Origin of the sequence: Burkholderia vietnamiensis LMG 10929, assembly GCF_000959445.1 — a bacterium.
GTDB classification, from domain to species: Bacteria; Pseudomonadota; Gammaproteobacteria; order Burkholderiales; family Burkholderiaceae; genus Burkholderia; species Burkholderia vietnamiensis.
Genome location: NZ_CP009631.1, coordinates 254,869 through 274,420, shown reverse-complemented (window position 1 = coordinate 274,420; position 19,552 = coordinate 254,869). Strand labels below are relative to the sequence as shown.

At 64.8% G+C, this 19,552-nt stretch carries 17 protein-coding genes and 1 tRNA gene; 10 read left to right on the top strand and 8 right to left on the bottom strand.

Features of this window, described 5'->3' with window-relative positions:
- Window positions 1-57: 57 nt before the first annotated feature.
- The 4 genes from AK36_RS11205 to AK36_RS11190 form a co-directional block, all read right to left on the bottom strand.
- Window positions 58-1,344: an HlyC/CorC family transporter gene (locus tag AK36_RS11205; protein ID WP_011883195.1), complete on the bottom strand. Its 1,287-nt coding sequence runs from the start codon at window positions 1,342-1,344 to the stop codon at window positions 58-60.
- 354 nt (window positions 1,345-1,698) lie between these two features.
- Complete coding sequence (locus AK36_RS11200; protein ID WP_014722403.1) at window positions 1,699-3,144, bottom strand: GSCFA domain-containing protein; 1,446 nt, start codon at window positions 3,142-3,144, stop codon at window positions 1,699-1,701.
- A 458-nt stretch (window positions 3,145-3,602) separates the two neighbouring features.
- Window positions 3,603-3,679: transfer RNA gene (locus AK36_RS11195), tRNA-Pro, on the bottom strand.
- Window positions 3,680-3,830: 151 nt separating this feature from the next.
- Window positions 3,831-4,826 (bottom strand): polyprenyl synthetase family protein, encoded by a 996-nt coding sequence (locus AK36_RS11190; RefSeq protein ID WP_011883197.1) that lies wholly within the window; start codon window positions 4,824-4,826, stop codon window positions 3,831-3,833.
- Between the two features lie 210 nt (window positions 4,827-5,036).
- Between AK36_RS11190 and rplU the strand changes: the two genes are divergently transcribed.
- The 4 genes from rplU (at window position 5,037) to proB (ending at window position 8,142) form a co-directional block, all read left to right on the top strand.
- Complete coding sequence (gene rplU / locus AK36_RS11185; RefSeq protein ID WP_006025184.1) at window positions 5,037-5,348, top strand: 50S ribosomal protein L21; 312 nt, start codon at window positions 5,037-5,039, stop codon at window positions 5,346-5,348.
- A gap of 24 nt (window positions 5,349-5,372) precedes the next feature.
- A complete protein-coding gene (rpmA, locus tag AK36_RS11180) occupies window positions 5,373-5,636 on the top strand; it encodes a 50S ribosomal protein L27 (protein WP_006476999.1) in 264 nt (87 codons plus the stop codon).
- 185 nt (window positions 5,637-5,821) lie between these two features.
- On the top strand, window positions 5,822-6,934 hold the full coding sequence (cgtA, locus tag AK36_RS11175; protein WP_011883198.1) for an Obg family GTPase CgtA: 1,113 nt from the start codon (window positions 5,822-5,824) through the stop codon (window positions 6,932-6,934).
- A gap of 89 nt (window positions 6,935-7,023) precedes the next feature.
- Entirely contained in the window at window positions 7,024-8,142 is a 1,119-nt protein-coding gene (gene proB, locus AK36_RS11170) for a glutamate 5-kinase (protein ID WP_045578546.1), read from the top strand.
- A gap of 102 nt (window positions 8,143-8,244) precedes the next feature.
- Here proB and AK36_RS11165 read toward each other — a convergent pair whose 3' ends face one another.
- A complete protein-coding gene (locus AK36_RS11165; protein WP_011883200.1) occupies window positions 8,245-8,853 on the bottom strand; it encodes a CNP1-like family protein in 609 nt (202 codons plus the stop codon).
- Window positions 8,854-8,866: 13 nt separating this feature from the next.
- Window positions 8,867-9,514: an RNA pyrophosphohydrolase gene (locus AK36_RS11160; protein ID WP_011883201.1), complete on the bottom strand. Its 648-nt coding sequence runs from the start codon at window positions 9,512-9,514 to the stop codon at window positions 8,867-8,869.
- 216 nt (window positions 9,515-9,730) lie between these two features.
- On the opposite strand from AK36_RS11160, the gene AK36_RS11155 reads away from it, so the two are divergent.
- Together AK36_RS11155 and AK36_RS11150 are read left to right on the top strand one after the other, a co-directional pair.
- Window positions 9,731-11,467 carry a proline--tRNA ligase gene (locus AK36_RS11155; RefSeq protein WP_011883202.1) on the top strand — a complete coding sequence of 579 codons (1,737 nt, stop codon included), beginning with the start codon at window positions 9,731-9,733 and terminating at the stop codon, window positions 11,465-11,467.
- 21 nt (window positions 11,468-11,488) lie between these two features.
- Window positions 11,489-12,091, top strand: a complete 603-nt coding sequence (locus AK36_RS11150; RefSeq protein WP_011883203.1) for a MarC family protein — start codon at window positions 11,489-11,491, stop codon at window positions 12,089-12,091.
- A gap of 77 nt (window positions 12,092-12,168) precedes the next feature.
- Here AK36_RS11150 and AK36_RS11145 read toward each other — a convergent pair whose 3' ends face one another.
- Together AK36_RS11145 and ffh are read right to left on the bottom strand one after the other, a co-directional pair.
- Window positions 12,169-12,720: a hypoxanthine-guanine phosphoribosyltransferase gene (locus tag AK36_RS11145; RefSeq protein WP_011883204.1), complete on the bottom strand. Its 552-nt coding sequence runs from the start codon at window positions 12,718-12,720 to the stop codon at window positions 12,169-12,171.
- Window positions 12,721-12,817: 97 nt separating this feature from the next.
- On the bottom strand, window positions 12,818-14,185 hold the full coding sequence (gene ffh, locus AK36_RS11140; protein ID WP_011883205.1) for a signal recognition particle protein: 1,368 nt from the start codon (window positions 14,183-14,185) through the stop codon (window positions 12,818-12,820).
- A 90-nt stretch (window positions 14,186-14,275) separates the two neighbouring features.
- Between ffh and AK36_RS11135 the strand changes: the two genes are divergently transcribed.
- From AK36_RS11135 to AK36_RS11120, 4 genes are all read left to right on the top strand, one after another.
- The gene (locus AK36_RS11135) at window positions 14,276-15,169 is read left to right on the top strand and encodes a cytochrome C assembly family protein (protein ID WP_011883206.1); all 894 of its coding nucleotides are present in this window, start codon (window positions 14,276-14,278) and stop codon (window positions 15,167-15,169) included.
- 13 nt (window positions 15,170-15,182) lie between these two features.
- On the top strand, window positions 15,183-15,479 hold the full coding sequence (locus AK36_RS11130) for a PP0621 family protein (RefSeq protein WP_011883207.1): 297 nt from the start codon (window positions 15,183-15,185) through the stop codon (window positions 15,477-15,479).
- Window positions 15,480-15,489: 10 nt separating this feature from the next.
- Window positions 15,490-16,080, top strand: a complete 591-nt coding sequence (ampD, locus tag AK36_RS11125) for a 1,6-anhydro-N-acetylmuramyl-L-alanine amidase AmpD (protein ID WP_034194192.1) — start codon at window positions 15,490-15,492, stop codon at window positions 16,078-16,080.
- A gap of 462 nt (window positions 16,081-16,542) precedes the next feature.
- On the top strand, window positions 16,543-19,533 hold the full coding sequence (locus AK36_RS11120; protein WP_011883209.1) for a ribonucleoside-diphosphate reductase subunit alpha: 2,991 nt from the start codon (window positions 16,543-16,545) through the stop codon (window positions 19,531-19,533).
- The last annotated feature ends 19 nt before the right edge of the window (window positions 19,534-19,552 follow it).

Here is a 19,552-nt window from a genome sequence, read left to right as displayed (position 1 = left end):
GATCGTGACCGGGAAATGGTCGCGTATCGCGAGCGGCGCCGACAGTAGGCCGTTCGGCTAGCGCACCGCGCGGGCGCGCGTGACGCGCGGCTTGAACAGTTTGACGGTGCGCACGGCCTGATCGTCGCTGCGCATCACCTCGAGCATCACGCCGCCGATTTTCACGCATACGTCGCCTTCCGGAATCTCCTCGAGGATCTCGAGAATCAGCCCGTTGAGCGTCTTCGGCCCGTCGGTCGGCAGTTGCAGATGCAGCCAGCGGTTCAGTTCGCGCAGCGGCATGCTGGCGGCGACGATGCATTCGCCGCTCTCGTTCCAGCCACCCGCGCGTTCGCCGCGCGGCATCGACGTCGTGAATTCGCCGATCAGCTCCTCGATGATGTCCTCGGGCGTCACGAGCCCTTCGAGTTCGCCGTACTCGTTGACGACCAGCGCGGTGCGTTGCCGGCTTTCCTGGAAGTACTGGAGCTGCTGGACGACCGGCGTGCCGGACGGCACGTAGTAAGGCTCGGCGAGCAGCGTGCGCAGCATTTCGCGGTCGAAGTCCTGGTTGTGCAGCGCCGTCAGCGTCTTGCGCACGTGCAGCACGCCGAGCACCTTGTCGATGTCGCCTTCATACACGACGAGACGGTTGTGATAGCAGGTCTCGATCTGATGCAGGACTTCGTCGAACGGCGCGTAGAAGTTCAGCGACTCGATCTGCCGCCGCGGCACCATCACGTCGTCCACCGTGATGTTCTCGAGGTCGAACAGGTTCAGCAGGATGCTGCGGTGCTTGGTCGGCATGAAGCTGCTCGATTCGAGCACGATCGCGCGCAGTTCGTCGGCCGACATGCGCTGGTCGCGGCCGCTCTTCGTGTTGATGCGCAGCACCCACAGCACGCCGTTGGCGAGCGCGTTGACGAACCACACGACCGGCTTGAACACGCGCATCAACGGCGCGATCACGAGGCTCGCCGGCAGCGCGATGCGCTCGGGAAAGGTCGCGCCGACGATTTTCGGCGCGATTTCCGCGAACACGATGATCAGGAACGCGACGATCCCGGTCGCGATCGACAGCGCGAGGTTGTTACGGCCGAACGTGTGCAGCGCGAGCGACGTCGTGAGCACCGGGATGATCGTGTTGAACAGGTTGTTGCCGATCAGGATCACGCTGAGCAGCAGATCGGTGCGCGTCAGCAGGCCTTGCGTGGTTTTCGCGCCGAGCGCGCCCTGGCTGGCGAGATGCTTCAGCCGATGGCGGTTGAGCGCCATCATCGCGGTCTCGGAAATGGAAAAGAAGCTGGAACAGAGGAGAAGCAGGAAGACGGCGCCGATTTGCGCCCATAAGGGAATTTGGTCCACGCGTCGGAAAGGGCAGTGAAGACAGGGATGGAGGGAATATAGCAGAGGCCGACGGCGGGGATGTGTCGCGCGCGGCACGCCGGTTCGTGTGAACGGCGAAAAAGGAGTCGGAAGACGTACGCGGTGCACGTCCGGTCAAATCGCGGTCGGGCCGCGGGCATTCGATTGCGCTGCAGCCGCGGTCGTCGGAGTCGTCCCGCGTACAAGCCGTAAACCGACGATTCAGCCCATTTTCACTGCGAAGCGCGGTTCGGAAGGCCGGACCACTTGTCGCCCGAGCCGGAGGTCGGCCTTTGCTTCCGGGTAGCGCGCATTCAGTGCGCGCATCTCCAGCGGCCCGACGTCATGCGGTCGTTACGAAAAGTGCTCGATGAATGAATCGGTGATGGCCTTGACGACATGGTCGCCCACATGAAGCGCTGCATCGTCGTCGTTGCCGTAAAACGGTCCCACATGGCCGCCGAGCCAGCGCACGATTTCGAAGCTCGGCCAATAGATGACATCGGGATTGCTCGTAACGAATTCGTGGGCGACGACACGGAGCGTCGATTTGGAAATGCAATCGGCCTGTATCGCGGATTTGAACTCGAACGTGGTTTTCAACGGTACGGGGCTGACCGTAAGCACGACCTTGACGTCGGGGTTCAACGCCTTGATATTCGCGACGATGTAGTCGAGATTGTCCAGATTTTGGCCGACGGTGGTAGTCCGGAAGTCGTACATCTCTGCGAATGCTCGCGAGCCCAGTGCCGAACTGGAAGGCATCACGAATTCGCCGGATTGCCGGTCGAAGAAGGCGGGCGCAACGCCCAGCGTGTAGACGAACACCTTCGCGGTGGCCAGACGCACCCGGAGATTCTCCGGGGTGATGTTGAGGGACGCAAAGAGCTCGTCGAGGCGCTCCTTGCTTTGGCCGGTGCATTGGCCCAACGCCCAGTCCACCATCTTGCGGTTTGCGAAGCTCGAATTGATGTGTTCGACGACTTCGAAGAAATCGGCCTGATAGCCCCGTTCGATGAGACGTACGGCGATCTCTCTCGCAAAGCACGAGCCCAGAGTAAAAAAGCGGGTTTCCTTGTCGATGAAGCGTTGCTTCGGCAAGCCATCCAGCAAGCTCGTCCGGATTACGGCCGAAAGGTCGCCCCTCATTTCACGCGTGCTGGGATACTTCGCTCGTGCAATGCTCTTTCGCCGGGTGCCGTCCGAAAGCACTTTGCGGGAAAGCTCGACATCGGTCTTGTTGACGATGGCGGGGTTGAGCGTTCGTGCGTGATCGATAAGCGCGACGGCTTCTTCAAGATCGTCGTCAGCGCGGAGTTGCGAGAGCTTTGCGTAGTGATCGGCATTCGCCGGATCGATCTTGATGAGCCAGCGATAGGCGAACTCCGCATCCTCCGGCGGCCCGACATAGCTTGCCGCTGTCGCCAGGATCTCCAGGCAGACTTTCAGTTGCGGCCAGGCCGCGGCCTGCGGCGTATTCTCGACGAGACGAAGTGCGTTTTTTGCATGGTCTCGCCGAATCGCCCAACTCTTGTGGAGGCCGGGATACCGCAACGCATCGAAGCAACCGAGAAAGAAGATTGCATCCGGATTCCGCTGGTCCTGGATGAGCGATTGCCGAAGATGCTCGACAGCAAGGTCTAGCTGCCCCGTCTGGCCATAAAGAATGCCGAGAAGGAGATTCGCTTCATGATCTGAACCGTCGATCTGCTCGTTGCCCAGTTGCGCAATGACAGCGTGCGCACCAACGTTTCCGGCGAGCGCCTGTTTTGCCTGATTCTTCCAGCTACTGATATCCACTTGACCTTCCCGTATCGAGCGTTGCGCTCTTCGATCGACTGTCCGGCTGGGCGTCGAACGGGGGCGGCGAGACGAAGATCGTCTCGCGCATCAAGTCCGTTCAGTCGCTATGTCGATGATTATCGGCATTGTGCGAGCCAAACTTAATACCGGTCGGTGCGGGCGCCGGATGGCAAGCGGGATGCTGGTCAATGCGAGTGATTGAGCGGTGGGCTGCGCGTGGCGTTCGGCGATTGCCGCCGATTGTATGGTCCGGGTTACGACGTTCGGATGAGCAGATCGCGCGGACGGTGTCTGGGCGCGTCGTTGACGGTATCGATACGATGGCGGCGGATCAATGAAAAAAGCCTCACGAACCGAATGGATTCGCAAGGCTTTATCAAAGGTTTGCACTATGTATGCTGCTGTAGTGCTGCAACGACGGCGATACTTTCCAGTCGCTGACTTTAACCAAATTCTGGTCGGGGTGAGAGGATTCGAACCTCCGGCCTCTACGTCCCGAACGTAGCGCTCTACCAGGCTAAGCTACACCCCGAATTTCTGCTGGTCCGACTTCGCTTTCTTGGTGAAGATCGCTGCGTCGTCTCAAGCAAGAACGTAACTATAACGATGTTTTTTCTAAAAGGGAATACCCTGGCGAAGAAATTTTTTCGGGGCAGGGTATTGCGTCCCGTGCGCGGCGTGTTTTACGACTGCCGCGACGTCGAGTACGAGCACAGCCCGAGCAGGCTTTCCTTGTAGATGGAGTCGGGAAACGTGGCGATCGCGGCGGCGGCAGCCTGCGCTTCCTGGCGTGCGCATTCGAGCGTATGGTCGAGTGCGCCCGAACGCGTGATCGCCTCGAAGATCGTGTCGAAGCGATCCGTGCCGCCTTGCTCGATCGCCTCGCGCGCAAGCGCCGCTTGCTCGGGCGTGCCGCGTTCGATCAGATAGATGAGCGGCAGCGTCGGCTTGCCTTCGCGCAGATCGTCGCCGGCATTCTTGCCCATCGCTTCGGCGGTGCCCGCATAGTCGAGCCAGTCGTCCATGATCTGGAATGCGGTGCCGATGCGGCGGCCGTATTCGGCCGCCGCGGCTTCGGTCGGCGCATCGGCACCCGAGAGCACCGCGCCCAGCCGGGCCGATGCCTCGAAGAGCTTCGCCGTCTTGTAGCGGATCACCTGCATGTAGCGCGACTCGTCGACGTCCGCGTCGTGCATGTTCAGCAACTGCAGCACTTCGCCTTCCGAGATGATCGTCGTCGCTTCCGACAGAATTTCCATCACGCGCATCTTGCCGACGCCGACCATCATCTCGAACGAGCGCGAGTACAGATAGTCGCCGACCAGCACGCTGGCCGCGTTGCCGAACAGCGCGTTGGCCGTCTGCCGGCCGCGCCGCAGTTCGGATTCGTCGACGACGTCGTCGTGCAGCAGCGTGGCCGTATGGATGAACTCGACGACGGCGGCCAGCACGTGCCGCTGGTGCGAGGTCTCGCCGAGCGCGCCGGCCACGAGCAACAGCAGCGCCGGACGCAGCCGCTTGCCGCCCGCACCGATGATGTACTCGGCGATCTGGTTGATCAGCAGCACGTCGGACGCGAGGCTTTGCCGGATAACGCGATTGACCTGCTCCATGTCGCTGGCGATCGGAGCGAGCAGGTGGGCGGCGCTGAGGGTGGGGGAGGCGGTGGACGACGACATGATGATCGAAATGGGTGATGCGGCGGATTATAAGTCGAATCCGCCATATGCCGGTCTGTCCGACGTGAGCGGCCCGCGATTTTGGCCATCCGGCCAGGGCTTGCGCGCGGCAATCGTGGATCGGCTTTGACTCGGCCGCTAACCCCATGTATAATCACGTGTTTTCCGCGCGTGGTGTGCGGAAAAATTGGATCCAGAGTGAGGTTCTCAATGTACGCGGTCATAAAAACCGGCGGCAAGCAGTACAAGGTTGCCGTTGGCGAAAAACTCAAAGTAGAACAGATACCGGCTGACATTGACGCTGAAATCACGCTCGACCAGGTTCTCGCAGTGGGCGAAGGCGAATCGATTAAGTTCGGTACGCCGCTGGTCAGTGGGGCTTCCGTCAAGGCCACCGTCGTGTCGCACGGTCGTCATGCCAAGGTCACCATCTTCAAGATGCGTCGCCGGAAGCACTACCAAAAGCACGGCGGCCACCGCCAGAACTACACTGAGCTGCGCATCGACGCGATCAACGCGTAAGCGCCTCGGTAAAGGAGCAATCAGATGGCACACAAAAAGGCAGGCGGCTCTTCCCGGAACGGCCGCGACTCCGAGTCGAAACGTCTCGGCGTGAAAGTGTACGGCGGCCAGGCGATCAACGCTGGCGGCATCATCGTGCGTCAGCGCGGTACGCGCATGCACGCTGGCGAGAACGTCGGCATGGGCAAGGATCACACCCTGTTCGCGCTGGTCGACGGTCACGTCAAGTTCGCGACCAAGGGCGCGGACAAGAAGCATCTGGTCATCGTTGTCCCGGCGGCTGCCTAAGTCAAGGCACCACGGGCTTCGTAGCCGAAAGGCCCCGCAGTCTTCGCGGGGCCTTTTTTTATTTGGCCGCCGCGCGCAGGTGCGCGCCGGCGGCTGTCGCGAACGGCGGGCAATCGGCCGAACGGCAGATTGTTCAAGCGTGCCGGCGCGCGGCACAATAGCGGAAATACTGGTCGGAGTGACGAATGAAGTTCATTGACGAAGCACGAATCGAAGTCATCGCCGGCGACGGAGGCGATGGCAGCGCGTCGATGCGCCGCGAGAAGTTCGTTCCGTTCGGCGGGCCGGACGGCGGCGACGGCGGCCGGGGCGGTAACGTCTACGCGATCGCCGACCGCAACATCAACACGCTGATCGACTACCGTTACGCGAAGAAGCACATGGCGCGCAACGGCGAAAACGGTCGCGGCTCCGATTGTTACGGCAAGGGCGGCGACGACATCACGCTGCGCATGCCGGTCGGCACGGTCGTGACCGACATGGACACCGGCGAGCTGATTGCCGACCTGACCGAACACGATCAGCAGGTGATGCTCGCGAAGGGCGGCTCCGGCGGCCTCGGCAACCTGCATTTCAAGTCGAGCACCAACCGGGCGCCGCGTCAGAAGACCGACGGCAAGCCCGGCGAGCGGCGCATGCTGCGGCTCGAACTGAAGGTGCTCGCCGACGTCGGGCTGCTCGGCATGCCGAACGCCGGCAAGTCGACCTTCATTTCATCGGTGTCGAACGCGAAGCCGAAGATCGCCGACTACCCGTTCACCACGCTCGCGCCGAACCTGGGCGTCGTGCGGGTCGGCCCGAGCAAGAGCTTCGTGATTGCCGATATCCCTGGGCTGATCGAAGGCGCGGCCGAAGGCGCGGGCCTCGGCCACCAGTTCCTGCGGCACCTGCAGCGCACCGGCGTGCTGCTGCATCTCGTCGACCTCGCTCCGTTCGACGAAAGCGTCGATCCGGTCGCGGAAGCGAAGGCGATCGTCGGCGAACTGCGCAAGTATGACGAGGCGCTCTACGAAAAGCCGCGCTGGCTCGTGCTGAACAAGCTCGACATGGTGCCGGAAGACGAGCGCGACGCGCGCGTTGCCGACTTCCTCGAGCGTTTCGGCTGGGACGGCCCGGTGTTCCAGATTTCGGCCCTGACCGGCCAGGGCTGCGAAGCCCTGTGCTATGCGATCTACGATTACCTTGCCGAGCATTCGGACGCGCATCGCGCGGCGGAAGAGGAAGATCTGGCCGCGGACGTGCGCTTCCGCGATGCGCCGCCGAGCGACGGCGGCGCAACCTCAGGCGGCGACGCCTGAGCGAGCCCGTCACGCACCGGGCGCTGCGCCCGGTGCCGGAAATTCATCGCGCCCGGCCGGGGCATGCATCAGACAGGAGACAGCGCACGATGCGTTCGATCATCGCGGATTCGAAGCGATTGGTGGTGAAGGTGGGTTCAAGCCTCGTGACCAACGACGGCAAGGGCCTCGATCATGCGGCAATCGGCCGCTGGGCGGCGCAGATCGCTGCGCTGCGCGCGCAGGGCAAGGAAGTGGTGCTGGTCAGCTCGGGCGCGATCGCCGAGGGGATGCAGCGTCTCGGCTGGAACAAGCGTCCGCGCGAAATCGACGAATTGCAGGCCGCCGCGGCGGTCGGGCAGATGGGGCTCGCGCAAGTCTACGAAAGCCGCTTCACCGAGCATCACATTCGCACCGCGCAGATCCTGCTCACGCATGCCGACCTGGCCGATCGCGAGCGCTATCTGAACGCGCGCTCGACGTTGCTCACGCTGCTGCGCCTCGGCGTCGTGCCGATCATCAACGAGAACGACACGGTGGTCACCGACGAAATCAAGTTCGGCGACAACGACACGCTCGGCGCGCTCGTCGCGAACCTGATCGAAGGCGATGCACTGATCATCCTGACCGACCAGACGGGGTTGTTCACCGCCGATCCGCGCAAGGATCCGAACGCAACGCTCGTCGCGGAAGCGAGCGCGGGCGCGCCGGAGCTCGAGTCGATGGCGGGCGGCGCGGGGTCGAGCCTCGGCCGCGGCGGGATGCTGACGAAGATCCTCGCAGCGAAGCGCGCCGCGCACAGTGGCGCGAACACCGTGATCGCGAGCGGCCGCGAGGCCGACGTGCTGGTGCGGCTGGCCGCGGGTGAGGCGATCGGCACGCAACTGATCGCACGGACCGCGCGGATGGCCGCGCGCAAGCAATGGATGGCCGATCATCTGCAGGTGCGCGGGCACGTCGTGATCGATGCGGGCGCAGTCGAGAAGCTCAGGGACGGCGGCAAGAGCCTGCTGCCGATCGGCGTGATCGACGTGCAGGGCGCGTTTGCACGCGGCGAGGTGATCGCGTGCGTCGGCCCGGACGGGCGTGAAGTGGCGCGCGGCCTCACGAACTACAGCAGCGCGGAAACGAAGCTGATTCACCGCAAGCCGAGCGGCGAGATCGAGACGGTGCTCGGCTACATGCTCGAACCCGAGCTGATTAACCGCGACAACCTCGTGCTGGTCTGATCGTCCGGCGCACGACCGGCCGCAGCCGTGCATGAAAAAGCCCGCGCGGACGCGGGCTTCTGTACGACGCCGCAAGCCGCCTGAGCGGCCCGTGTCCTGCGCTCAGCGCAACTGGCTCATCGCGGTGCGGTGGAACTTGATGTTCTCGAGGATCTGGCGGGTCGTGCCCTGCGGCATCTTGTTCGCGCAGAAATAATCCTGGTACAGCGCCGAGTGGTACGAGTTCAGCTCGCCGTTCTCGATGCGGCGCCAGTCGTTCTCGACCGTGCGGTCCCAGCCGTCGTGATCCGAATTCAGCCCCGCATACTGACGCCATTCGTAGGTGTCGCAACGGATGCCTTCGTAGTTCACGTTACGCGCGCCGGCCGGACTCGTGATGACCACCGCATAGCGCACGACGCCGTCGGTGCCGACCGCGAGCGACTTGGCATCGACGAAGAACTTCAGCGGCGTGTTCTGCGACACGTTGAACGGCAGCAGATCGGCGGCTTGCGGAAGCGGCGGCAGCGTGTCGACCGCGTTTTCCTTCCATTCGCCCTGACGGTCCAGCAGATACACGAACGCGCTGTCGTCCTTGTTGGTCGGCGCGTTCGAGTGGGCGCAGCCGGCCAGCGCGGCCGCCGCGACGATCGACGCGAGCGCGAGAGCAATCGCTTTCAATATGCATTCCTCGTAAAAAAAGGGCGCGACACCAAGGTCGCGCCCGGTCATGCAGTCCAACTCGTCATTTGCCGATGATCACGCGGGGCGGCATCTCGTCGAGCGTGCGCGCCTCCACTTCGATCTCGGAACAGACCACCGATGTGTCGACAATCGTCAGCGTCTGCTGGGCCGGCGCGCCGCCGATGCGCGGATAGCGCAACGGGCGCGGCCCGCGCGGCTTCTCGGCTCGCTGCGCCGGGCGGCGCAGGAAGCGCGACAACTCCGTCAGCGCCAACTGATAGACATCCCGCTTGAACTCGATCACCGCATCGAGCGGCACCCAGTACTCGTTCCAGCGCCATGCATCGAACTCCGGGTGATCGGTCGCGCGCAAGCAAATATCGCAATCGCGTCCGACCATCCGCAGCAGGAACCAGATCTGCTTCTGGCCGCGGTAATGGCCGCGTACTTCGCGTTTGATGAACTTGTCAGGCACCTCGTAACGCAACCAGTCGCGGGTGCGGCCGATTATCTTGACGTGTTCCGGATGCAGGCCCGTCTCCTCGTGCAGTTCCCGGTACATCGCCTGCATGGGGGTCTCGCCGTACTTGATCCCACCTTGAGGAAACTGCCAGGAATGCTCGCGGAGCCGCTTGCCCCAAAACACCTCGTTGCGCGCGTTCAAGAGGATGATGCCGACGTTCGGGCGAAAGCCTTCACGATCCAGCATACAACCACCTTCGAATCCTTTAAAATTGCTTTGATTATAAACAGATAACGGGCGCTGCGCACCGTGACGGAGCGAATCCGCGCGGGGTTTGCCGGCCGAAGTGTCCCTGATTTGTCTGCTAAGTCGTCTGCGCCACCGTCGTTCGCCGCGCGCAGCTTTTTCACCTTGAAACTTTTTCGGGCGCCCCGCCTGGGCGCCGTATTTGGAACCGTCCGCATGAAAGCTTCCCGTTTCTTTATCGGCACCCTCAAAGAGGCACCGGCCGACGCAGAGATCGTCAGCCACAAGCTGATGGTGCGCGCCGGCATGATTCGTCGTGTCGCCGGTGGCATCTATAACTACCTGCCGATCGGCCTGCGTTCGATTCGCAAGGTCGAGGCGATCGTGCGTGAGGAAATGAACCGGGCCGGCGCGCTCGAGCTGCTGATGCCGGCCGTGCAGCCGGCGGAGCTGTGGCAGGAATCGGGGCGCTGGGAGCAGTACGGCCCTGAGCTGCTGCGCTTCAAGGATCGCAAGGACAACGACTTCGTGATCGGGCCGACGCACGAGGAAGTGATCACCGATATCGCGCGCAACCAGATCAAGAGCTACCGGCAGATGCCGGTGAACTTCTATCAGATCCAGACGAAGTTCCGCGACGAGATCCGCCCGCGCTTCGGCGTGATGCGCGGCCGCGAATTCCTCATGAAGGACGCGTATTCGTTCGACAAGGACGCGGCCGGCCTTAACGAGTCGTACCGCAAGATGTACGACGCGTACGTGCGCATCTTCACGCGCCTCGGCCTCGAATTCCGTGCGGTCGCGGCCGACAGCGGCTCGATCGGCGGCAACTTCTCGCACGAGTTCCACGTGATCGCCGATACCGGCGAGGACGCGATCGCATACTGCCCGACCTCCGAATTCGCGGCGAACATCGAAGCCGCTGAAGCGCTGCCGCTGATCGCCGAACGTGCGGCGCCGGCCCAGGCGATGGAGAAGGTCGCGACGCCCGGCAAGGCGAAGTGCGAAGCGGTGGCCGAGCTGCTGGCGATCCCGCTCGAGCGCACGATCAAGTCGATCGTGCTCGCGACCGACAACGAAGGCGCCGAGCCGACCATCTGGCTCGTGATGCTGCGCGGCGACCACGATCTGAACGAGATCAAGGTGTCGAAGCTGCCGGGCCTGAAGAACCACCGCTTCGCGACCGAGCAGGAAATCGTCGAGTGGTTCGGCACGCCGCCGGGCTATCTCGGCCCGGTCGGCACGAAGAAGCCGGTGAAGGTGATTGCCGATCGCACGGTCGCGAACATGAGCGACTTCGTGGTCGGCGCGAACGAGGTCGACTATCACATCGCGGGCGTGAACTGGGGCCGCGATCTGCCGGAGCCGGACGTCGCCGACGTGCGCAACGTGAAGAAGGGCGATCCGTCGCCGGACGGCAAGGGCGTGATCGACATCTGCCGCGGCATCGAGGTCGGCCACGTGTTCCAGCTCGGCACCAAGTACTCGGAAGCGATGGGCGCGACGTTCCTCGACGAGTCGGGCAAGCCGCAGCCGATGCTGATGGGCTGCTACGGCGTCGGCGTCACGCGCATCCTGGGCGCGGCGATCGAGCAGAACTTCGACGACAAGGGCATCATCTGGCCCGAGTCGATCGCCCCGTTCGAACTCGTGCTGTGCCCGATGGGCTATGACCGCAGCGAGATGGTGCGTGAGGCCGCCGACAAGCTGTACGCGGAACTGACGGCGGCCGGCGTCGACGTGATCCTCGACGATCGCGGCGAGCGCCCGGGCGTGATGTTCGCCGACTGGGAACTGATCGGCGTGCCGCATCGCCTGGTGATCGGCGAGCGCGGGCTGAAGGACGGCAAGGTCGAGTACCAGGGCCGCCGCGACGCCGAAGCCACGCTGCTGCCGGCCGATGCGGCTGCTGCGACGGTGACGGAGAAGATCCGCGCCGCGCTCGCGCACTAAGCGCGACGGCGGGAGCGCGCGGTGGAATACACCTTCCTGTCGGCCACCGTGCTGCTCGTGCTGATCACGGATCCGCTCGGCAACATCCCGCTGTTCATCACGGCGATGCGCGACGTGCCGCGCGAGCGGCGCGTGAAGCTGATCCTGCGCGAAGTGGGAATCGCGTTCGTGATCCTGCTGTTCTTCATGGTGGTCGGCGACCGCTTCCTGCGGATGATGAGCCTCACCGACCTGTCGCTGCGGCTCGGCGGCGGGATCGTGCTGTTCCTGATCGCGCTGCGGATGATCTTCCCGCATCCGGACGGCGCGCTCGGCAGCGATCCGCGCGCGGGCGGCGAGCCGTTCATCGTGCCGCTCGCGATTCCGGCGCTCGCCGGGCCGTCCGCGCTCGCGACTGTGATGCTGCTCACGTCGCAGGCGCCCGGCAAGATGTTCGAATGGGTCGGCGCGCTGACGGTCACGATGCTCGTCTGTGCGGTCACGCTGGTGCTCGCCGAGCGCATCCAGCAGTGGCTCGGCGAGCGGACCGTCGCGGCGTTCGAGCGGCTGATGGGGCTCGTGCTCGTCGCGATTTCGGTCGAGATGCTGCTGGCCGGCGTGCGCGCCTTCGTGCATCAGCTGTAACGCCGGCGGCGCGTGCCGACGAAAAAAAGCGGCGCACCGGGTTCCCGGTGCGCCGCTTTTTCTTTACGACGGGGCGATCAGACGTTCGCGGTCAGCGCGCGGATCGTCGGCAGGTTGCGCCAATAGCCCTTTGCGTCCATCCCGCAGCCGAACACGTAGCGGTCGGGCACGGCGAAGCCGCAGAAGTCCGGGTGCAGCGGCTTGGCCTTCGCGAGCGTCTTCTCGCACAGCACGGCCGACATGAAGCGCTTCGCGCCCATCTCGAGGATGCGATCGCGGATCGCGGCCATCGTCTCGCCTTCGTCGAGGATGTCGTCGAGCACGAGCACGATGCGGTCCTTCACCGATTCGCGCGGCGCGACGCGCCAGTGCATCTCCGGGCTGCCCTGCGTCGTGTTGCGGTAGCGGGTCAGGTGGATGTAGTCGAACTCCAGCGGGAAATCGAGGTGCGGCAGCAGCATCCCGGTAAACACGGCGGCGCCGCCCATCACCGACAGGACGAGCGGGAACGCATCGCCGATCTCGGCGCGGATCGCGTCGGCCATGCTGGAGATCGACGCGTTGACGGCGTCAGCGGAGACGATCTCTTCGGAGTGGTCGAAAATGTGGAGGGCTTCTTCGCGGTTCATGGCTTCTGGCGGGACGGAGTCGGTATACAAATAAGGATGAAGCAGAACGGGCGGCGCGCGCTACGGCAAAAACCCGCGCGCCGGCCCACGGGCGCGATCAGCGCATGCCGGGCATCATGCCCTTCAGGCCGCGCATCATCTTGTGCATGTTGCCGCCCTTCAGCTTCTTCATCATCGTGCGCATCTGATCGTACTGGTTCAGCATCCGGTTGACTTCCTGCACCGGCACGCCGGCACCGGCCGCAATGCGGCGCTTGCGCGTCGCCTTGATGATCTCGGGTTTCGCGCGCTCGGCGGGCGTCATCGAGTTGATGATGCCTTCCATCCGGCGGATCGACTTCTCGGCCTGGCCCATGTCGGCACCGGCCGCCGCCTGCTGGAACTGCGCGGGCAGCTTGTCCATCAGCGACGACAGGCCGCCCATGTTCTTCATCTGCGAGATCTGCGCGCGGAAATCGTTCAGGTCGAAGTCGCCGCCTTTCTTCACCTTGTCGGCGAGCTTCTGCGCGGCCTGCACGTCGACGCCGCGCTGCGCCTCCTCGACCAGCGCGAGGATGTCGCCCATGCCGAGGATCCGGTTCGCCATCCGGTCCGGGTGGAACACTTCGAGACCGTCGAGCTTTTCGGCGACGCCGACGAACTTGATCGGCTTGCCGGTCACGTGACGCACCGACAGCGCGGCGCCGCCGCGCGAATCGCCGTCGAGCTTGGTGAGCACGACGCCCGTGAGCGGCAGCGTGTCGTTGAACGCCTTCGCGGTGTTGACGGCGTCCTGGCCGAGCATCGCGTCGACGACGAACAGCGTTTCGGCCGGCTTCAGCACGCCGTGCAGCGCGGCGATCTCCTGCATCATCGCTTCGTCGATACCGAGACGGCCGGCCGTGTCGACGATCAGCACGTCATGGTAGTGGCGCTTCGCCCAGTCGACGGCGGCAAGCGCGATGTCGACGGGCTTCTGGTCCGGCGTCGACGGGAAGAAATCGGCGCCGACCTGTTCGCTCACCGTTTTCAACTGCATGATCGCGGCCGGGCGATAGACGTCGCACGAGACGGTCAGCACCTTCTTCTTGTACTTCTCGCGCAGCAGCTTCGCGAGCTTGCCGACGGTCGTGGTCTTGCCGGCGCCTTGCAGGCCGGCCATCAGGATCACGGCGGGCGGCGTGACGGCGAGGTTCAGCTCGGCGGCCTTGCCTTCGTAGTCGCCGCCGATCACGGCGGTGAGTTCCTTCTGGACCACGCCGACGAGCGCCTGCCCCGGCGACAGGCTGCTGATCACTTCCTCGCCGAGCGCCTTTTCCTTGACCTTGGCGATGAATTCGCGGACGACGGGCAGCGCGACGTCGGCCTCCAGCAGCGCGAGACGCACCTCGCGGAGCATCTCCTGGGTGTTCGCCTCGGTAAGCCGGGCTTCGCCGCGCAGCGTCTTGACGACGCGCGCCATCCGTTGAGTGAGATTGTCGAGCATGGGGAGCGTTGGACAGTGGGGGCCCGAAGGCGCGACGGAAACCGGATGAACGGACCGTCGCGAGGAGGGGGCCTAGTGTAAACTTCGAACATGGATATTGTACTGTATGCCCTCACCGCGTTCCTGTACGGCGGCCTGGCCGTCGCAGGCTGGCGCACGCACCGTCAGGCCGCCGCGCCGCTCGTCGCGAGCGTGCCGGCCGTGCCGGTTCCGGCGTCCGCCGCCTCGGGGATGAGCGCCGCCGGCCGCGCGCTGCTGCTTGCCGCGCTCGTCGCGCACGGCGTGCTGCTGCACATGACGATCTTCCCGCACGACGCGATGGTCTTCGGCTTCGCGTTCGCGCTGTCCGCGATGTTCTGGCTCGGCGCCGGCATCTACTGGATCGAGAGCTTCTTCTTCCCGCTCGACAGCCTGCGCCTGCTGGTGCTGCCGCTCGCCTGCGGCGCGTCGCTGCTGCCGCTCGTGTTCGGCGGCGTGCGGGTGCTGCCTTATGCCGCAGCGCCGCTGTTCAAGCTGCACTTCCTGATCGCCAACATCGCGTACGGGCTGTTCGCGATCGCCGCGCTGCACGCGATCCTGATGCTGATGGTCGAGCGGCGCCTGCAATCGCTGCGCAACGGCGGGCGCGACGGCTCGACCGGCTGGATCGCGAGCTGGCTCGAAACGCTGCCGCCGCTGCTCACGCTCGAGAAGCTGCTGTTCCGCCTGATCGGCGCCGGCTTCGTGCTGCTTACGCTGACGCTCGCGTCGGGCATTCTGTTCAGCGAGCAGATCGATGCGCGAGCGATGCGGCTCGACCACAAGACCGTGTTCGCGGTGCTGTCGTGGCTGATGTTCGGCGGCCTGCTGGTCGCGCACAAGACGTCCGGATGGCGCGGGCGCGGCGCCGCGCGCTGGGTGCTCGTGTCGTTTGGCGCGCTGCTGCTCGCGTATGTCGGCAGCCGGTTCGTTTTCGAGGTGCTGCTGCACCGTTCCGTGGTTTGAACGCAGGTTACCGATGCGACAGATTCTCCTCCTGATCCTTCTTTTCTTCGCGGGCTCGTGGCTCGCGCGCAAGCTGCGCCAGGCCCAGGATCACGCGCACGCGCGCACCGGCCGCGGCGCCGGCTACGGCGGCGGCCAGGCAGGCCCGGGCGCCGACACGCGCTCGCTGCCCGAGCCGATGGTGCGCTGCGCCGAGTGCGGCGTGCATGCGCCGAAGGGCGATGCGGTCGCGGGGGGCGGCGAATACTTCTGCAGCGCCGAGCATGCGCAGCGCCATCGCGCCCGCGCGAGCGACACCGATGCACGATGAGCGGCGCACGATGAGCGACGCAGTACGGTTGTCGGTCGACGCGGACGGCTGGGTGCGCGAAGCGCGCCATGCGCGCTCGCCGAACTTCGAGGCGCGGCCGGCGGGTGCGGTGCCGACGCTGCTCGTCGTCCACAACATCAGCCTGCCGCCCGGCGAATTCGGCGGCGACGCCATCGAGGCGCTGTTCCTGAACCGGCTCGATTGCGATGCGCACCCCTATTACCAGAGTCACCTGCGCGGCGTGCGCGTGTCCGCGCACTTCCTGATCCGCCGCGACGGCGAGCTCGTCCAGTTCGTGTCGTGCGACGAGCGCGCGTGGCACGCGGGCGCGTCCGAGTTCTTTGGCCGCCCGCGCTGCAACGACTTTTCGATCGGCATCGAGCTCGAAGGCGCGGACGACGTGCCGTTCGACGCCGCGCAGTATGCGACGCTCGGCGCGCTCGCGCGCACGCTGGCCGCGCGTTATCCAATCGCTGCGGTGGCCGGGCATGCCGACATCGCGCCCGGCCGCAAAACCGACCCCGGCCCGCATTTCGATTGGCAACGCTTCGCAGGCGATGCCGGCTTTCCCGCCGAATACTTTCCTTTCCGTCAGCACTGAGCGCAGGGTTTTTGAACCGGAGAAATTTTTTTTCCGGACCAATGCCTTGTCACGTCTGCGCCTGCGCGGCGCGGGTGTGATGTCAAGACCTCAGGCGCAAATTATCCGTTTGGACGTCGTTCGAATGTCCACTATACTTGGTGCCTGTTGAGTAGTTCTGTACTAGATATAGTGTGTGCCGCAGGGATAACCCGAGCGGCACCGGCCGGCTGGCCAAGCCGGCGGGCAGGGTTCTCAGGGCGGCGGCCAGGCCGGGCGGTCCGGGCGTCGCGATCAAGCGCAGCGAACTTCGACGGGGCGGAGTACACATGACGAAGCACACGACCGGCTCGGTTGTCGCGCATCGGCCGAACCGGCTTTCCCGACGCATCGCTCGCCTCTTACCGCTCGCGCACCGCATTGCGCAGCGTTCGTTCTAATCCGCGGTTCTCTCCGCACCATCCCACACCAGGAGCTTTGCACATGCAAACCACCGACAACGCGACGTCCCAGTACGAGAGCGCCTCGAGCCGTCCGCTCGGCGGGACCGAACAGGGCGCGCAGGCGCTCGCGCCGCAGGCCACGTTCGCCGACTACAAGGTGATCCGCCGCAATGGCAGCGTGGTGTCGTTCGAGCCTTCGAAGATCGCGATCGCGGTGACCAAGGCTTTCCTGGCCGTCAATGGCGGGCAGGGCGCGGCATCGGCGCGCGTGCGCGAACTCGTCGAGCAGCTCACGCACAACGTCGTGCGTGCGCTGGTGCGCAGCCGTCCGAACGGCGGCACGTTCCATATCGAAGACATTCAGGATCAGGTCGAGCTCGCGCTGATGCGCGGCGGCGAGCACAACGTCGCGCGTGCGTACGTGCTGTATCGCGAGAAGCGTCACCTCGAGCGCCAGCACGCGGGCGAGGAAGCGGCGGCAGCGGGCGCCGAGTCGAACACCGGCATCAACGTCGTCGACAACGGCGTCACGCGTCCGCTCGACATGAACGCGCTGCGCGCGCTGATCGTGTCGGCCTGCGACGGCCTGGGCACTGCGGTAAACGCTGATCCGATCGTCGCCGAGACGGTGAAGAACCTGTACGACGGCGTGCCGATGAGCCAGGTCTACGACTCGGCGATCCTCGCTGCGCGCACGATGATCGAGAAGGATCCGGCGTACAGCCAGGTCACGGCCCGCATCCTGCTGCACACGATCCGTCGCGAGATCCTCGGCGAGGAAGTCGTCCAGGCCGACATGTCGGCGCGCTACGCGGAGTACTTCCCGCAGTTCCTGAAGCGCGGCGTCGACGCCGGCCTGCTCGACGACAAGCTGCTGCAGTTCGACCTGAAGCGTCTCGGCGAAGCGCTGGACGCGAATCGCGACCTGCAGTTCGGCTACCTCGGCCTGCAGACGCTGTACGACCGCTACTTCCTGCACGTCGACGGCACCCGCATCGAAATGCCGCAGGCATTCTTCATGCGCGTCGCGATGGGCCTGTCGCTGAACGAGATCGACCGCGAAACGCGCGCGATCGAGTTTTACAACGTGCTGTCGAGCTTCGACTTCATGAGCTCGACGCCGACGCTGTTCAACTCGGGCACGCACCGTTCGCAGTTGTCGTCGTGCTACCTGACGACGGTCGCGGACGACCTCGACGGCATCTACGAAGCGCTGAAGGAAAACGCGCTGCTGTCGAAGTTCGCCGGCGGCCTCGGCAACGACTGGACCCGCGTGCGTGCGCTCGGCTCGCATATCAAGGGCACGAACGGCAAGTCGCAAGGCGTGGTGCCGTTCCTGAAGGTCGTCAACGACACGGCCGTCGCGGTCAACCAGGGCGGCAAGCGCAAGGGCGCGGTGTGCGCGTACCTCGAATCGTGGCACCTCGACATCGAGGAATTCCTCGAGCTGCGCAAGAACACCGGTGACGACCGTCGCCGCACCCACGACATGAACACGGCGAACTGGATTCCCGACCTGTTCATGAAGCGCGTGATGGAAGGCAGTGACTGGACGCTGTTCTCGCCGTCGACCTGCCCGGACCTGCACGACAAGTTCGGCGCCGATTTCGAGAAGGCTTACACGGCTTACGAAGACAAGGTCGCGCGCGGCGAGATCAAGCTGTTCAAGAAGATTCCGGCGCAGCAGCTGTGGCGCAAGATGCTCGGCATGCTGTTCGAGACGGGCCACCCGTGGATCACGTTCAAGGATCCCTGCAACGTGCGCTCGCCGCAGCAGCACGTCGGCGTCGTCCACTCGTCGAACCTGTGCACGGAAATCACGCTGAACACGAGCGACACCGAAATCGCGGTGTGCAACCTCGGCTCGGTGAACCTCGTCGCCCACCTGGTGAAGCAGGCCGACGGCAGCTACGCGCTCGACCACGACAAGCTCAAGCGCACGATCAGCGTCGCGATGCGCATGCTCGACAACGTGATCGACATCAACTACTACGCGGTGCCGAAGGCGCGTAACTCGAACCTGAAGCACCGTCCGGTCGGCATGGGCATCATGGGCTTCCAGGACTGCCTGCATCTGCTGCGCACGCCGTACGCGTCGGAAGCGGCCGTCGAGTTCGCCGATCGTTCGATGGAAGCGGTCTGCTACTACGCGTACTACGCGTCGACCGAGCTGGCCGAGGAGCGCGGCCGCTACTCGAGCTACCGCGGCTCGCTGTGGGATCGCGGCATCCTCCCGCAGGACACGCTGAAGCTGCTCGCCGAAGCGCGCGGCGGCTACGTCGAAGTCGACACGTCGGAGTCGCTCGACTGGTCGACGCTGCGTTCGCGTATCGCGGCGCACGGCATGCGCAACTCGAACTGCGTCGCGATCGCGCCGACGGCGACGATCTCGAACATCATCGGCGTGTCGGCTTGCATCGAGCCGACCTTCCAGAACCTCTACGTGAAGTCGAACCTGTCGGGCGAATTCACGGTGGTGAACGAGTACCTCGTGCGCGACCTGAAGGAGCGCGGCCTGTGGGACGAAGTGATGGTGGCCGACCTGAAGTACTTCGACGGCATGCTGTCGCGCATCGACCGCATCCCGGCCGACCTGCGCGCGATCTACGCGACCGCCTTCGAAGTGGATCCGACGTGGCTCGTCGAAGCAGCATCGCGTCGCCAGAAGTGGATCGACCAGGCGCAGTCGCTGAACATCTACATGGGCGGCGCGTCGGGCAAGAAGCTCGACGAGGTCTACAAGCTCGCATGGCTGCGCGGTCTGAAGACGACCTACTACCTGCGCACGATGGCAGCGACGCACGTCGAGAAGTCGACGGTCGCGCACGGCGCGCTCAACGCGGTGCCGACGAGCGGCGGCTCGAGCAGCGGCGGCGCGCAAGGCGCAGCGGGCGGCTTCGGTGCGGCGGGCGGCGACGTGTCGTCGGGTGGGCTCAACGCAGCAGCGCTCGCGCCGGTCGAAGCAGACGGCCCGGTGTGCACGATGCGTCCGGGCGACCCCGGCTTCGACGAATGCGAAGCTTGCCAGTAACGCGGCGCGCATGAGTTGA

Coding starts and splice junctions, on each gene's coding strand:
- AK36_RS11190 (WP_011883197.1), bottom strand. CDS start 4,826: ATGTCGTCGTCCACCGCCTCCCCCACCCTCAGCGCCGCCCACCTGCTC.
- rplU (WP_006025184.1), top strand. CDS start 5,037: ATGTACGCGGTCATAAAAACCGGCGGCAAGCAGTACAAGGTTGCCGTT.
- rpmA (WP_006476999.1), top strand. CDS start 5,373: ATGGCACACAAAAAGGCAGGCGGCTCTTCCCGGAACGGCCGCGACTCC.
- cgtA (WP_011883198.1), top strand. CDS start 5,822: ATGAAGTTCATTGACGAAGCACGAATCGAAGTCATCGCCGGCGACGGA.
- proB (WP_045578546.1), top strand. CDS start 7,024: ATGCGTTCGATCATCGCGGATTCGAAGCGATTGGTGGTGAAGGTGGGT.
- AK36_RS11165 (WP_011883200.1), bottom strand. CDS start 8,853: ATGACCGGGCGCGACCTTGGTGTCGCGCCCTTTTTTTACGAGGAATGC.
- AK36_RS11160 (WP_011883201.1), bottom strand. CDS start 9,514: ATGCTGGATCGTGAAGGCTTTCGCCCGAACGTCGGCATCATCCTCTTG.
- AK36_RS11155 (WP_011883202.1), top strand. CDS start 9,731: ATGAAAGCTTCCCGTTTCTTTATCGGCACCCTCAAAGAGGCACCGGCC.
- AK36_RS11145 (WP_011883204.1), bottom strand. CDS start 12,720: ATGAACCGCGAAGAAGCCCTCCACATTTTCGACCACTCCGAAGAGATC.
- ffh (WP_011883205.1), bottom strand. CDS start 14,185: ATGCTCGACAATCTCACTCAACGGATGGCGCGCGTCGTCAAGACGCTG.
- AK36_RS11135 (WP_011883206.1), top strand. CDS start 14,276: ATGGATATTGTACTGTATGCCCTCACCGCGTTCCTGTACGGCGGCCTG.
- AK36_RS11130 (WP_011883207.1), top strand. CDS start 15,183: ATGCGACAGATTCTCCTCCTGATCCTTCTTTTCTTCGCGGGCTCGTGG.
- ampD (WP_034194192.1), top strand. CDS start 15,490: ATGAGCGACGCAGTACGGTTGTCGGTCGACGCGGACGGCTGGGTGCGC.
- AK36_RS11120 (WP_011883209.1), top strand. CDS start 16,543: ATGCAAACCACCGACAACGCGACGTCCCAGTACGAGAGCGCCTCGAGC.